15 protein-coding genes are annotated in these 14,765 nt (G+C 43.9%); 5 read left to right on the forward strand and 10 right to left on the reverse strand.

Annotated features, from left to right (window positions below; translation table 11 throughout):
- From W293_RS0103915 to pdxA, 5 genes are all read right to left on the reverse strand, one after another.
- A complete protein-coding gene (locus W293_RS0103915; protein ID WP_025651203.1) occupies positions 1–591 on the reverse strand; it encodes a hypothetical protein in 591 nt (196 codons plus the stop codon).
- Positions 592–609: 18 nt separating this feature from the next.
- The gene (locus W293_RS0103920; RefSeq protein WP_025651204.1) at positions 610–1,572 is read right to left on the reverse strand and encodes an IS30 family transposase; all 963 of its coding nucleotides are present in this window, start codon (positions 1,570–1,572) and stop codon (positions 610–612) included.
- Between the two features lie 360 nt (positions 1,573–1,932).
- The gene (locus W293_RS0103925) at positions 1,933–2,427 is read right to left on the reverse strand and encodes a hypothetical protein (RefSeq protein ID WP_025651205.1); all 495 of its coding nucleotides are present in this window, start codon (positions 2,425–2,427) and stop codon (positions 1,933–1,935) included.
- A 90-nt stretch (positions 2,428–2,517) separates the two neighbouring features.
- The gene (locus W293_RS0103930) at positions 2,518–2,811 is read right to left on the reverse strand and encodes an Imm40 family immunity protein (RefSeq protein ID WP_198015413.1); all 294 of its coding nucleotides are present in this window, start codon (positions 2,809–2,811) and stop codon (positions 2,518–2,520) included.
- 217 nt (positions 2,812–3,028) lie between these two features.
- Entirely contained in the window at positions 3,029–4,123 is a 1,095-nt protein-coding gene (gene pdxA, locus W293_RS0103935) for a 4-hydroxythreonine-4-phosphate dehydrogenase PdxA (RefSeq protein ID WP_025651207.1), read from the reverse strand.
- A 337-nt stretch (positions 4,124–4,460) separates the two neighbouring features.
- Between pdxA and dnaB the strand changes: the two genes are divergently transcribed.
- The 3 genes from dnaB (at position 4,461) to argF (ending at position 8,197) form a co-directional block, all read left to right on the forward strand.
- Positions 4,461–5,864 carry a replicative DNA helicase gene (gene dnaB, locus W293_RS0103940; protein ID WP_025651208.1) on the forward strand — a complete coding sequence of 468 codons (1,404 nt, stop codon included), beginning with the start codon at positions 4,461–4,463 and terminating at the stop codon, positions 5,862–5,864.
- A 98-nt stretch (positions 5,865–5,962) separates the two neighbouring features.
- On the forward strand, positions 5,963–7,069 hold the full coding sequence (gene alr / locus W293_RS0103945; protein WP_025651209.1) for an alanine racemase: 1,107 nt from the start codon (positions 5,963–5,965) through the stop codon (positions 7,067–7,069).
- A 186-nt stretch (positions 7,070–7,255) separates the two neighbouring features.
- Positions 7,256–8,197, forward strand: a complete 942-nt coding sequence (gene argF, locus W293_RS0103950; RefSeq protein ID WP_025651210.1) for an ornithine carbamoyltransferase — start codon at positions 7,256–7,258, stop codon at positions 8,195–8,197.
- Positions 8,198–8,361: 164 nt separating this feature from the next.
- Here argF and rpiA read toward each other — a convergent pair whose 3' ends face one another.
- The 5 genes from rpiA to W293_RS0103975 all read right to left on the reverse strand — a co-directional run bounded on the left by rpiA (position 8,362) and on the right by W293_RS0103975 (position 12,128).
- Positions 8,362–9,021 (reverse strand): ribose-5-phosphate isomerase RpiA, encoded by a 660-nt coding sequence (gene rpiA / locus W293_RS0103955; RefSeq protein WP_025651211.1) that lies wholly within the window; start codon positions 9,019–9,021, stop codon positions 8,362–8,364.
- A 194-nt stretch (positions 9,022–9,215) separates the two neighbouring features.
- Entirely contained in the window at positions 9,216–10,526 is a 1,311-nt protein-coding gene (locus tag W293_RS0103960; RefSeq protein WP_025651212.1) for an arsenic transporter, read from the reverse strand.
- Between the two features lie 43 nt (positions 10,527–10,569).
- Entirely contained in the window at positions 10,570–11,328 is a 759-nt protein-coding gene (gene arsH / locus W293_RS0103965; RefSeq protein WP_025651213.1) for an arsenical resistance protein ArsH, read from the reverse strand.
- On the reverse strand, positions 11,315–11,722 hold the full coding sequence (gene arsC / locus W293_RS0103970) for an arsenate reductase (glutaredoxin) (RefSeq protein ID WP_025651214.1): 408 nt from the start codon (positions 11,720–11,722) through the stop codon (positions 11,315–11,317). Before arsC ends, arsH begins: the two co-directional genes overlap by 14 nt.
- A 43-nt stretch (positions 11,723–11,765) precedes the next feature.
- Positions 11,766–12,128: an ArsR/SmtB family transcription factor gene (locus W293_RS0103975; protein ID WP_025651215.1), complete on the reverse strand. Its 363-nt coding sequence runs from the start codon at positions 12,126–12,128 to the stop codon at positions 11,766–11,768.
- Positions 12,129–12,322: 194 nt separating this feature from the next.
- Here W293_RS0103975 and ilvA point away from each other — a divergent pair, with 194 nt between their 5' ends.
- Positions 12,323–13,876 carry a threonine ammonia-lyase, biosynthetic gene (gene ilvA, locus W293_RS0103980; RefSeq protein ID WP_025651216.1) on the forward strand — a complete coding sequence of 518 codons (1,554 nt, stop codon included), beginning with the start codon at positions 12,323–12,325 and terminating at the stop codon, positions 13,874–13,876.
- Between the two features lie 95 nt (positions 13,877–13,971).
- Positions 13,972–14,622 (forward strand): FMN-binding negative transcriptional regulator, encoded by a 651-nt coding sequence (locus W293_RS0103985; RefSeq protein ID WP_025651217.1) that lies wholly within the window; start codon positions 13,972–13,974, stop codon positions 14,620–14,622.
- Positions 14,623–14,765 lie beyond the last annotated feature (143 nt).

A 14,765-nucleotide genomic window follows, 5' to 3' on the forward strand; every position in this document is an offset into this window, starting at 1 on the left:
CTATACACACCCTAAAAAAGGTTGTTTAAACTTATCTTCTAAAAAAGCTACTTTTTCACGAGCTTTTTTACTCTTTCCTTCAATATCTGGACAAATTGATCCGATAGGCCGATTGTTACTCGATGGCAACCCACTTGGAGCCAGTGGCCCGTAAACAGTGTTCTCAGGGATATACCAACCAGCACTACGCCATAGCCACGACTGAATAATCTCTAGGGGTAAGTTAAATTCGTTTCTTTGAGCGTGCTTAGTAATATAAGGGGTATACCGGAGATAAATAATAATGCCATTTATATTGATACCAAACGCTGTAATATCTGAAACTATCTCTGGAAGAGTTGTTCGTTGAATGGCGTAGAAAAATTCTTCTGTAACCTCAGATAAGACCCTATAGGTTTCAGGTTGAGTGTTTTTAAAAGGTTCAAAAAAATACTCATGAAAGCTCGTATCTTTAGGTTTAGTATTCTTAAAGTTGATCGAATTAAACTCAATATCAGTTTCATCTCTATCTTTAATATATACGTCTTCAATGGTTACTTGATTTAAGTCGTAATAAATCTCATCAAACCTATCTAAAACATGGATATTCATTTTATTTGCCTCTTGGATTCAACATTGAAGTGCAACGCACCCGAAGCTAGATTTTACCTCAAGAGGCGTTCTAAACCCTAGCACCTTTCTAGGTCGATTATTTAAATTATCCTCAATCGACTGAACTAAGTGCGTGCATAGGTTATCAAGACGCATCGACTTAGGTAGGAACTGACGAATTAACCCATTGGTATTCTCATTCGTGCCGCGCTCCCAGGAATGATAAGGCTGAGCAAAGTAAATATCAGCCTTCAACGCTGTTGCCATCGTTTCATGGTCAGCAAACTCTTTACCGTTGTCAAAGGTGATACTTAACGCCTGTTCACCTTTTAGCATGCCAATACAAGCTTGGGTGACGGCTACTGCCTTACGATTGGGTAGCGCTTTAATCTTAGTCTCTCGAGTCGTTCTATCTACTAAAGTAACCAGAACACCTTGATGCCCACGACCAACCACCGTATCCCCTTCATAATCGCCCATACGACTGCGCGTATCAATGATACTTGGACGCTCAGTGATATCACAGCGGTTCGCTATTTTTCCGCGCCTATCGTTACCTTGCAGATACCGTCTCTTGTAACGCTTTTGACATCTAAGGGCGTTGTGTAAATCACCCCCTGCCTTTTTGTCAGTATAGATGTGTTGGTATATCGATTCATGGCTTGGGACCTCTTCCCAACCCAGCATTCTCAGTCGCCCTGTGATTTGCTCAGGTGAGTAGTGCTTGCTGAGTAGATGCTCAATATAACACCAGCCAAAGCGGCTGATCTGAGCGCTATTCACAACTTTGCGCGCTTTTGCCAATCGATGGGCTTGTTTGGGGCGATAACCCCTTTGTCCTAGGTTTCGCCTTATCTCTCGACTAACCGTTGATTTATGACAGCCAATAATTCTAGCTATTTCACTCATGCTTTTTTTAGCTTGCAATAGCGCTGATATTTGATATCTTTGCTCTTGGGTAAGATGTGTATAGTGTCTCATAACGTTCTGATATGTAGGAGTTGAAGTTTGAAATGCAACACGGCACATCTTACTCTTCAACTCATTCTTTTAAAACGTTGCACTTCTTATTTGAATCTAGGCCTTATTAAGCTTTCACAGCTGGGCTAGTTTTTTATTGTAGAATCTAAGCTTATTGCATCAGTTAAGTGATACTACCTCATTAAATGGGTTCGGTTCCCTAGTGAGGACTTGAACACTAAGCTGTGGGCCAATGGTATCAACGTTTTAACTTGCTTAGATAGTCCCAGTGTACTTCATGGTGTACAAAGCGTTAGATTTCCAAGCTTAAGAAGCCTTGGATAGAACTATTGCTGAAGTTTTAAGTGCCACTATAGAAAGTTATTTTACCAACTGATAAAAATCATCCTTTAAAGTTTCTTCAAAATCCCAGCATGGAGAGGATGTACTATATCTTATTATTGTAGAAATATAACTTTCATCCTCTGTAACTTTCAACTCATATTTGTCTTTGCAGAAAAAGTATAATCCATCCTCTTGGAATTCCTTTCTATATTGTATCCAACCATTCTCCCCAATTTTATTTATATCATCGTCGGTTATACTATTATTATTTTCAAATGTCATTCCGTAACGTAGCGAGCTACTACCTCTGCTTGTTCGACCTTCAGATATCAATGCGTCTACAAATACTTTCTTTAAAGGTGGTGCAAGCTGTTCTCTAGCAACGGTTTCGCTTTTCTTAACATCTTCCAAATAGTTCTCTGGCTTTTCTAATTTTTCTTTGAACATCATAGCCATAATGAAAACAAATACTCCAGAGAAAAATATATTAAATGTGCGCTGACTAAAAAAACCTTTATTATCCTCTTTCATGTCTTTCTCTCGTTAGCGGTAAGGCTTTTTTGCTATATAGCTGATAATTCGATGCCCTATACAGGCTTCGAACTGTTGAACTGTTAGTCTTTAGGCTACGAAGCAGACATATAAATCTTTTCCTTTAAACATTCTAAGGTAGTCTTGAGCTTTAATTATACTATCTTCAACACTACTGCCTTCATAAAACCAGTTTTCATAAAATGGAGCAAAATTTTCAGATGAATTTTTGATATAAATATCACCACCTAAAATTAGTACTCTATTAGTTCTGTAAACCTCTAAAACACTATCCACTTCATGTATAGGGAAAGCGAAATTCTCAATACCATTACCCCTCAAGCTTTCGCCCAAATGTGAGCATAAATCTAAGATTCTATTCAATATTTTAACCTCTCATCTAAACTGATTTTTTGAGTGCGTTGACTATACCCCAACGGAACCAGCTATTTCACCCTCTAAACCTATTAACAGACTACTTAAAACAGACTGGTATAATGGAACCACTTATAACAGACCTTTTTTGATGATTCATAAATGACCATTATTCACACTAAGGTATATCCAATACTGCGTGACAAATGTCGCTAAGGCACCAGTTTTATGCAGGAGATCGATTAATAAGCGATTTATCGGCCATCTCATTTGCCATGGTTAATGCTTGATACAAGCTGGTTGCACTTGCGCCGCCGCGCCCTGCTAAATCAAGCGCTGTACCATGGTCAACTGAGGTACGAATATAGGGCAACCCCAAGGTAAGATTGACCGTATCACCAAAACCATGCGATTTAAGCACCGGCAAACCTTGGTCATGATACATCGCAATCACCGCATCGCAATTTGCCAAATGTCTTGGCGTAAATAAGGTATCCGCTGGCATCGCCTCTGATATATCGACGCCCGCATCGATAAACTCACGCAATACGGGATTGATAATCTCAATTTCCTCAACGCCCAAATGCCCGCCCTCGCCTGCATGTGGGTTCAGACCGCAGACCAAAATACGTGGCTGCGTTAAGCCGAATTTCTCGCGCATATCATCAATGACAATTTGTACTGTTTGCCGCACATTCTCAGCGGTAATGGCGACAGGAATATCCTTTAATGCTAAATGTGTGGTGACGAGCGCCACTTTCATCGCTTGATTAGCGAGCATCATCACGACTTTCTCACAGCCACTTTGCTGCATAAAAAATTCAGTATGACCACTAAACATCGTGCCATCGAGCAACTTTATACCAGCATCTATCAAGGCAGATTTTTGCAATGGCCCTGTGACGATAGCAGCGACTGTTTGGTTGGTTGCCATCTGATGGGCAATTGCTAATTGCTTGGCAACCATCGCTGAATTGTTAATGTCGATTTTTCCACGAACGACTGGCGCAGCACAAGGCGTATTCAGCAGGATAAAAGCACTATCGCTATCCATAGTTTGCTGTGATAGTTGACTTAAAAAATCATCAGCTTCTATATTTACATCCAGTATTTGCCAAGCAGGACAGCTTTCGAGCACACCAGCCACCACAAGCTCGTTTGCCCGCGTTTGTATAGCGGTGCTATCTGCCGTGACCCATATTGGACGTTCAAAATCTTGCAACTTGCCCGCAGCCGCTAATAGCAGTACGACATCCATACCAATGCCTGCCGGTTCACCGGTTGTGATTAATAATGGCAGTTTTTTTTGTGTATCTTGCATAATAGCAACCCCTTTATATTCAAAATAAGTATTTGATTTAATTATTATTTTTATTGTTAGAAAAAATATTTATATTCACATTGTATAAACGATTTCTTTACGTATTACAACCCTGATTTAGGTTAGATAGTTGTTTATAGCGTCTGAAAAAAGTGCATTATGTGTTAAACTTTCGTTTCTCATTTTAACATTTTTAAGCAAACGCTGAGACCACCTTTTGGTACTACTGTCGTAGAAGTGCAGCGCGCTTGCTTTGCTGTATCATTGCTAAAATAAGCATTTATATTAAACACTTTTCACACCCTTTTTTATACGACTTTTGACATATTAGGCACTCATGGCAGATAAAGAAAAAACCGACGACTTACTCAATCAGACACCCCCGCACAATATTGATATTGAAAAGGCCTTGCTCGCGTCTTTGATGAGTATCGAAGAGGCGTATGACAAGATTGCAGATATCGTCACCAAAGACGATTTTTATGCGGGGCGGCACCAGTATATTTTTGATGCCATTGCTCATCTAGCGGCGGTCAACGAGCCTTACGATACGGTCATGGTTCATGATTGGCTAGAAGCACAGAAACTGCTAAAAAGTGCGGGCGGTGACAGTTATTTGGCCGACATCTTGAGCCAAAGCCCTGCCACCTTATTCAACCTGACCGCCTACGCCCAGCGCGTACGTGAGCTGTCTACCCTACGCCAATTGATCACGACTGGCAACGAGATGCTAACGCTGGCCTATAATCCCAAAGACCAAACCGTCAGTGATATTTTGGACAGCGTCGAGGGCAAGATATTCAGTATCAATGAGCAGCATAACAAACGCGCTGAGCAGCGTGGACCCGTCGGCATTACCGCGGTTTTGACCAACGTTATTGATAAAATTCAAGAGCTAAAGTCCAATCCAGACGGCATGATTGGTCTACAAACGCCATTTGCGGAGTTGAATAACAAAACGCAAGGCTTGCAAGCAGGTGACTTAATCATCGTAGCGGCGCGTCCTTCTATGGGTAAAACCACCTTTGCCATGAACTTGGCAGAAGGGATTTTATTTAATGAAGATTTGCCCGTGGTGGTATTTTCGATGGAAATGCCCGCAGAGTCTATCGTCATGCGTTTGCTGTCCTCATGGGGCGCGATTAATCAGACGCATCTCCGTTCTGGGCAAATGAATGAAGATGAATGGGCAAAAATGATGAATGCCATTCAACACTTGCAATCTAAGCACCTTTATATTGATGATAGTACTGCTTTGCCACCATCTGAGATGCGTTCACGCTGCCGCCGTATTGCAAAAAACCATGATGGCAAACTTGGCGCTATCGTCGTCGATTACTTACAGTTGATGAAAGTCCCTAATCTTGATGGCAACCGTGTTGGGGAAATCTCTGAGATTTCACGGAGTCTCAAGGCGCTAGCACGTGAGCTTGAATGCCCCGTCATCGCCTTATCACAGCTTAACCGCAGTCTAGAAAACCGCCCCAATAAGCGCCCTATCATGTCGGATTTGCGCGAATCGGGCGCGATTGAGCAGGATGCCGATTTGATTATGTTTATCTATCGCGATGAGGTTTATAATGAAAACTCAGATCACAAAGGCGTGGCTGAAATCATCATTGGTAAACAGCGTAACGGCCCTATCGGTACCCTACGTTTGGGCTTTGAAGGGCAATTTACCCGCTTTATTAACCTGACGCCAGAATACTATCAAAACGCGAGTTTCGAAAATGATGAATAAGTATCCATCAATAAATAACGATTAATAAAAAGGCCAGTGATTCATCAGTTGATCGATGTTTCACTGGCTTTATAACTTTGCTGATAAAGAAGCCGATTATGCGCACCATTACTATTAAACCAAAAGCCATCACTCATAATCTTAACCAAGTTAAAAAACTGGCACCCCAGTCTAAAGTCCTCGCTATGGTCAAGTCCAATGCTTATGGGCACGGAATCGCAGCGGTACTGCCCGCATTATCACAAGCTGATGGTATCGGCGTTGCAACCTTAACTGAGGCGTTGGAAGCCAGACAATTGGGCTGGGATAAAACCATTGGTTTAATCGAAGGTGCCTTTACCGCTGATGAGTGGCAACAAGCGATTGAGCATGATATTAGCTGCGTGATTCATCATAACCAGCAGTTGCAGTGGGCGTTGGACAATATGCCAGCCGCTGATAGCGCAACCAGAGTAGTTTGGATTAAATACAACACTGGTATGAACCGGTTGGGCTTCAATGCAGAAGGTGTGATTGCAGCGGCTATACAGTTACATAAAGCAGGTTATCAGCTTATTTTAACGACTCACTTTGCCAATGCCGATGACCGCACTCATCCATTAAACGCGCTACAGATTCAGCGGTTTTCGGAGGTGTTAAGTACGTTGCAAGCAACCATTAGCGCCGATATTAAAGGTTCCTTATGCAATTCAGCCGGTATCGTCAATTTCCCAGAGCACCATTACGACTGGGTACGTCCCGGCATCATCTTATATGGTAGTGCCCCCGTCATTGATAAAAATGCGCAAGAATTGGGTTTGCAGCCAGCGATGGAGTTTAGCGCCCAGATTATGGCACTGCAGACGGTCGATCTAGGAGATGCCATTGGTTATGGTAGCCGCTGGACCGCACAACAGGACACCAAAACGGCATTAGTAAGTATCGGCTACGGTGACGGCTATCCACGTGTGGTTAGCGACGACGCTTACGTCTCTGTCATCGATAGCATAAACCATCAAAGCTACCGATGTGCGGTACTTGGACGAGTAGCCATGGATATGATCGTCATTGATGTCAGTAGCGTACCAGAAGATATCGCGTTGAATAGTAAGGTCGTACTCTGGGGCGATGCGCCACACGTTGACGAAGTCGCTGCCCACGCTGGCACCATTAGCTACGAGCTATTATGCCGTCTCAGCTTAAGGCCAAACCGTATACAAGCTTAATATCGCAAGACAACCATAAACTTAACGCTCGAATGATGGGTATATTAAGCGCAGAAAAATTGGACATTTACATTAAGACTAATTGCGCTATACTAAAAGTTTGTTGTCACCCCAGCATACGCACTGACGCAATGCTATTACAGACTGATGACGTTTCATTGACCGCGATCGACTGCTAGGATTACTATGAGTTTGCGCCATTTTTTGACCTTATCTGATTTAACCCAACAAGAACTAGAAAACCTAATCAAACGCGCCAGCGAGTTGCGCAAGATGCAACACGCCGGTGAGATATATCAACCGTTTGTGGGTCGTACGCTCGGCATGATCTTTGAGAAGTCGTCAACCCGTACACGCATCTCATTCGAGACTGGCATGGGGCAGTTCGGTGGTAGCGCTATCTTTTTATCGCCAAATGATACTCAGCTCGGTCGCGGCGAGCCGTTAGAAGACTCAGCACGTGTCATCTCTAGCATGGTCGATATCATTATGATTCGTACCTTTGGTCACGAAAAAGTTGAAACCTTTGCTGAATACTCAAGCGTGCCTATTATCAATGCCCTTACCGATGACTTTCATCCTTGCCAGCTCTTGGCTGACATGCAAACCTACTATGAACATCGCGGTAGTATCGAAAATAAAATCGTGACGTGGGTCGGTGATGGCAATAATATGTGCGCATCCTACATGCAAGCAGCCAATCAGTTTGGCTTTGAGCTACGTGTAGCAGCCCCGTATGGTTTTGAGCCTGACCCTGAGTTGATGAAACGCTTCTCGCATTGCGTCAGTATTGTCGAAAACGTACAAGAAGCGGCGAAAGATTCAAACTTAATTGTCACCGATGTATGGGCAAGCATGGGGCAAGAGTCTGAACAAAACACTCGTGCGCGCCGTTTTGCCGCTTATCAAGTGACGCCGTCTTTACTCGATAAAGCTGATCCAGAAGTGGTGTTTATGCATTGCTTGCCTGCGCACCGCGGTGAAGAGATTTCTCACGATATGCTTGATGACCCGCGTTCAGTAGTGTGGGACGAAGCAGAAAACCGCTTGCATGCCCAAAAAGCACTGATGGAATTTTTATTAAAAGATAAGATTAAACTACCTACCCAATCAAACTCATCATATTAATAGCAGCCATTCAACCAGTCGCATTTTAGAGCGCATCCTCAATGTGAACGAGACATTTTCAAAATCAGGGCACGCCTTAAAATGACGCTAAAAAAAGGCAGACCACTTTTCGTGGTCTGCCTTTTTATTGTCGCCCAACAATTATTAGTCAGTTAACAAGCCCTTTAACGGGTAAAGGTCGTTACGCCAGTACTGCCCGCTTTTAATAATACATCGGCTTGGTTGGCAGCAAAGATACCATTACAGACGACCCCAACGATATTGTTCAACTCTTTCTCAAGCGCTATCGGATTACTAACATCCAAATCATAAGTATCTAAAATTACATTACCATAATCAGTCACAAAGTCTTCACGGTAAACAGGATCACCGCCTAGACGAGCCAATTGACGTGCCACATACGAGCGCGCTTGTGGTAGTACTTCTATCGGTACGGGGAACTCGCGACCCAATATCTCAACGCTCTTACTCTCATCAACCATACAGATGAACTTATTGGACGCTGCAGCGACGATTTTTTCACGAGTCAGTGCGCCACCACCGCCTTTAATCAATTGTAAATGCGCATTAACTTCATCAGCACCATCAATATAGACATCTAGCGTGCCAGCAAAGTTCAAATCAACGATTTCAATACCAAGAGCACGAAGTTTGTCTTCCGTCACCTGCGAGCTTGCAACCGCGCCAGCAAGCTTGATGGTCGGCAACAATTCAATCAAACAGTTCACCGTACTGCCCGTGCCTACTCCAAGTATCATGTCGTCTTCGATATAACTTAGCGCTGCTTTGGCGGCGGCCTGCTTTTGTGCTTGCTGATCACTCATTATAAATCCTTGGCAGAATAAACGTATCATTGTAAAAAAGGTAAAATGCGCCGCTATTATAACCGATGGCTTTAATAGATGTCAGCGTAAAACCGATTCTAATAATGAGGTATTCCAACCATAATCTATAACCTATATGAATGTCTTATGAACGACCAGCCTCCTATAGATGTGGGGGTTTCTGTCTAAATTGGTTAAAACTCAGACAGATAAGGCAACCAAAACACTAAGGCCAACAGCGTGGCTAGTAACACTGGCGGTGTAATAAGCAGACCGATTTTCATATACTGCCCCCAGCTGATTTTATAGTCTTTCTCTGCCAATACATGTAGCCATAACAAGGTCGCCAGACTACCGATGGGCGTAAACTTCGGACCCAAATCGTTGCCAATCACATTGGCATAAATCATCAGCTCGCAAGTCGCTGCGGGTACTTGCGCGCTATCAATAGCCAATGCGCCTACTAAGGTGGATGGCATATTATTCATGATAGAGGCCACGATTGCTGAAAGAAATCCCGTCCCTACCGTAGCGATAATATTGCCCTGCTGCCCTAGCCAGTTAAGTATTTGGGCACCATAAGCCGTCAGTCCTGCATTACCCAAGCCATACACCACCAAATACATACCAACAGAAAACAAGACGATTTGCCAAGGCGCGTTACGTACGACATCAGGCACAGAAACAACGGCATCTCGTCCGCCCTGCCACCAGCGGCCTGCGATTGCCATCAGCAGCAATGCCGCCGCACCAGTGACGAGGGAGATAGGAATACCTAGTGACTCGGTGGCAAAATAAGCAACCAATAACAAGGCAAGCAGCGGAAAAGCTGCCTTAAAAACCAGCGGATCTTCAATAGCGGATACAGGTGCGCTAAGATTGGCGATGGAATAGTGTGTTGGAATTTGGCGGGCATATACCACCCATAGCACTGCTAATGTCGCGATGACAGAAACGATATTTACCGGCACCATGACCGCCGCATAACGTCCAAAGCCAATATCAAAATAATTAGCGCTGACGATATTGACCAGATTGGAGGTCACTAACGGCAGGCTGGCGGTATCAGCAATGAAGCCCGTGGCGATGATAAAAGCCAATGCCGATGGCGGTGAAAACTTAAGCCGTAGCAAGATAGCGATAACAATCGGTGTCAATAGTAATGCAGCGCCATCATTGGCAAAAAACGCGGAGATAAACGCGCCCAATATCACAATCATAGGAAACAACAACCGCCCTTGCCCATTGCCAAGTCTAGCCACATGTAGGGCCGCCCAACCAAAGAATCCCGCTTTATCTAATATAAGCGAAATGATGATAAGCGCCACAAAGGTAAAGGTCGCATCCCAAACGATATCCCATACCACACCGACATCGGATAATTGCACCACGCCAAAAGCTAAGGCGATTAAAGCCCCACCCAGCGCGCTCCAACCAATGCCTAATCCTTTAGGCTGCCATATCACCAAAACCAAAGTCACGATAAAGATAGTTAATGCGAGCATGGAGCAACCTTATTTACAGCGTGTTGATTATAACTAGGAGATATTACAGCGACTTTTGATTGACGCGCTGTGACACTTCCTCAGCACTTTCCACCCGTTCTGAATAGCGATCAGTCAGATAAGCTGAGCGTCCACGAGTGAGCCAAGTGAACTTCACCAGCTCTTCACAGACATCAACGAGACGCAGATATAAGGGCGACTTGTCCATGCGATTATCGTCATTAAACTCTAAAAAGGCCTTAGGGATAGACGATTGATTGGGGATAGTAATCATACGCATCCAGCGCCCAAGAATACGCAGCTGATTGACGGTATTAAAGCTTTGACTGCCACCGCTGACTTGCATCACCGCTAAGGTTTTGCCTTGGGTTGGACGTACGCCGCCCAGTGCGAGTGGTATCCAATCGATTTGTGCTTTCATAATGCTAGTCATACTACCGTGACGCTCTGGACTCGCCCACAGCATACCCTCTGACCACTGCGCCAGCTCGCGCAGCTCTTGTACCTTTGGATGATTGATATCAGCATCATCTGGCAGCGGTAGACCCGATGGATTAAACATCCGTACCTCGCAGCCATACCAACGTAATAGACGGCTTGCCTCTTCAGCCGCCAGCCGCGAAAACGAGCGCTCACGTAATGACCCGTATAGCACTAGTATTTTAGGCGGATGACGCGGATCATTTGGCGCAATCAATGACTCAATATCAATCGGTTGTAATTGACTGGCATCAATATTGGGCAAGTCATCTAGATTGGCTAAGTCATCGACGTCATATTGCCCTGTATTAACCTTTACCATGATGTAGAACCTCTCCATCCTCTTTAGTAAAGCTGCTCACTGGGTTTTCTAACAATTCAAACACTCGCTCTGAAGGTCGGCATAACGCTGCGCCTTTATCCGTGACCACGATAGGACGATTGATTAAGATAGGATGCGCCATCATCGCATCGATAATGTCGTTATCAGACAGCTCAGGATTGTCTAAGCCCAGCTCATCATTGATGGCTTCTTTACTACGTAGCAACTCTCTTGGCGAGAGGTTCATTTTTGCCAAGAGTTCAACCAACTCGTCACGGCTTGGCGGGTTTTTTAGATACTCCACCACTTCTGGCTGTTCACCTGATGCCTTTATGATGGCAAGCGTATTGCGAGAGGTACCGCAGTTTGGATTATGAAAAATTAATGGTTTCATAGCGATTTCACCTATTTTTTGAATCTAGTTATTAGGGCGTGCTTTACAGACTGTCTTGTTTATTAGATTTGGCAGGCTCACAGCCGCTTAAACTATCCATCAGCGAAGCACACAGCTCTGGATGTCCCGCACAGCAATCTTGCAATAAAAACTGCACGACCACCTCCATATGCGACAACGAGGCGCGATAAATTATCTGCCTACTTTGGCGTTTTGACACTACCCACCCTGCTCGTGCCAACACCGATAAATGCGCCGACATAGTGTTATGCGGCACAGACAGCTGACGGGCTATCTCACCCGCAGGCAAGCCCTCAGGCTCTTGACTGACAAGTAGCCTAAAGGCTTTGAGACGAGTATCTTGAGAAAGCGCAGCGAAGCTTGCGATAGCATTTGTTATTTCCATATGTCCAATAATACAGACATATGGAAATAATTCAATACTTTTGAATTCACTACCCTATAAGAAGGCTGTTTTTTTACTTAAAAACCATCAGTGCAGTAAAACTGCTATAAAAACTGCAATAGGGCCTTGCATGATAATCAAAATCAGCATAGGCTAATCTATTTCGTTTTTATATTCATTTTTTAGGGATCATTATGCTGTCACATTGGGTACGCGCCATCTTACAAGCCACTGTCTATGACGTTGCTATTCAAACGCCACTTGAAGCTGCACCCAAGCTGACCCAACGTTTTGCTAATGATATTCGTTTTAAACGCGAAGACCTGCAACCAGTCAAATCCTTTAAATTGCGCGGTGCTTATAACCGCATCAGCCAATTGAGCGATGAACAAAAAGCGCGCGGCGTGATTTGTGCGTCGGCAGGTAACCATGCGCAAGGCGTGGCTTACTCGGCACGCAAGTTATCGCTTAATAATATCATCGTTATGCCAACCACTACCCCTGATATCAAGGTAGATGCCGTCAGAGCGCTTGGTGGCAACGTTGATCTGCATGGTGATAGCTTCGATCAAGCCAACCGCTATGCGATTGATCGTGCTGAGCGTGAAGGCTTAACCTTCATTCCTCCTTACGATGATGAATTGGTTATCGCTGGACAAGGCACTATTGGACTTGAGCTAACCCAGCAGTGGCGCAACATGGATTATGTTTTCGTTGCAGTTGGTGGTGGTGGTTTGGTCTCAGGTGTCGCAGCCTTCCTAGGTGAAGTTGCCCCGCACGTTAAAGTCATCGCTGTAGAAGCAGAACAATCGGCCTGCCTAAAAGCGGCGTTAGAGACTGGCGAACGCGTAAAACTTGAGCAAGTAGGACTGTTCGTCGATGGTGTGGCAGTCGCGCAAATTGGTGAATTGCCTTTTGATATCGTCCGTATGCAAAAAAGCGATAACTCAGGGCCTTTGGTCGAGCCTGACGTTATCACTTGTACCAATGATGAAGTCTGCGCTGCCGTCAAAGACATCTTTGAAGAAAACCGTAGCATCGTTGAGCCTGCTGGCGCGTTACCCGTTGCGGGCATGAAAAAATATATCGAAGCTCATAGTCTACAAGGCAAAAACTGCGTAAGCATCATCTGCGGTGCCAATATGAACTTTGACCGTCTGCGCTATATCGCTGAGCGTACTGAGATAGGGGAGAAAAAGGAAGCCATCTTTGGCGTGACCATCCCTGAGCAGACTGGGGCATTCTTAAACTTCTGCCGTAGCCTACACGGACGTAATATCACCGAGTTTAACTACCGTGCCGATAGCAAAAAATCACCAGACTCGATGGAGCCTGCTGCAATCTTCGTCGGTATTGCTTTAAAAGAAGGTGATAAAGAACGTCTAACGATTAGTAACCAATTAGCTTCTGATGGCTATACAGCACATGACTTAACTGATGATGACATCGCTAAATCGCATATCCGTCATTTGATTGGTGGTCATGCCCATGTCGAAAATGAGCAATTATTAAAAGTTACCTTTCCTGAGCGTCCGGGTGCGCTATTGACCTTCTTAGAAAAGCTGGGTGACGATTTTAATATTACCTTGTTCCATTATCGCAACCATGGCGCTGCTGAAGGACGCGTGTTAGTGGGTCTACAAGCCTCTGAAAGCAACTCACGTTTACTGCAAGATGCCTTACTTGATATTGGCTATGATTGTACTTCCATCACTGACAATGTCGGTTATCAACTGTTTTTAAAATAACGCTCATGGAGTACTGCAAGCGACCTCTCTTTTTGGGAGTGGTCGCTTATTAATATTAGAAATTGATGTGATAAACTCAATATATAGAGAATACGATGCATATCCCTTCAGTTTTTTGTGAGGAAGATTTCGATAATATTATCGACTTTATCGCAGCGAAGCCCTTAGCGACTATCATTGCTCAAACCAATAAAGGCATCGAAGCCTGTCATATACCGTTATTTTGGTATAAAGATAATGCAAACATCAATTCTCAATACGGCTATCTTTACGGTCATTTTGGTCGCAAAAACCCTATTTATTTGGATGCGCTAGCAGATACTTCATGGTTGATTATCTTTCAAGATTCCGGGCATTATGTTAGCCCTAACTGGTATCCTAGCAAAGCCAATACCCATAAAGAAGTGCCCACGTGGAACTACCAAAGTGTGCATATTCAGTCTAAGATTGAACTGCTCGAAGATACTGCCAAACTCAAATGGATATTAGCCACCACGACAGCGCAGCAAGAGATTGTTTCAGACAATCCTTGGTCACTAGAGGATGCTCCCACTGCTTATATCGATGCCATGTGCCGAGGTATTATTGGCTTTAGGTTTGCGATTGACTCGGTACAAGCCCAATTTAAATTAAGCCAGAACAAAACAGCAGACAATATCGCTGGTGTAATAAAAGGCTTAGAGCATTTAGATACCAACGATGCATTAGCAATGGCTGCAAAAGTGGCTGCTCACAATAGTATTTAACTAAACCCAAAACCTATTTATGAATATCAACTATGTTTTACTCTCATTGATACTATTTTGCTTTGGGCAAATAGGTACAAGAAAGATAGCAACAAGATTGTAGGCATAAAATAATAAGCACAAAATAACAGGCACAAAATAAA

Origin of the sequence: Psychrobacter sp. TB67, assembly GCF_000511065.1 — a bacterium.
Classification (GTDB): Bacteria; Pseudomonadota; Gammaproteobacteria; order Pseudomonadales; family Moraxellaceae; genus Psychrobacter; species Psychrobacter okhotskensis.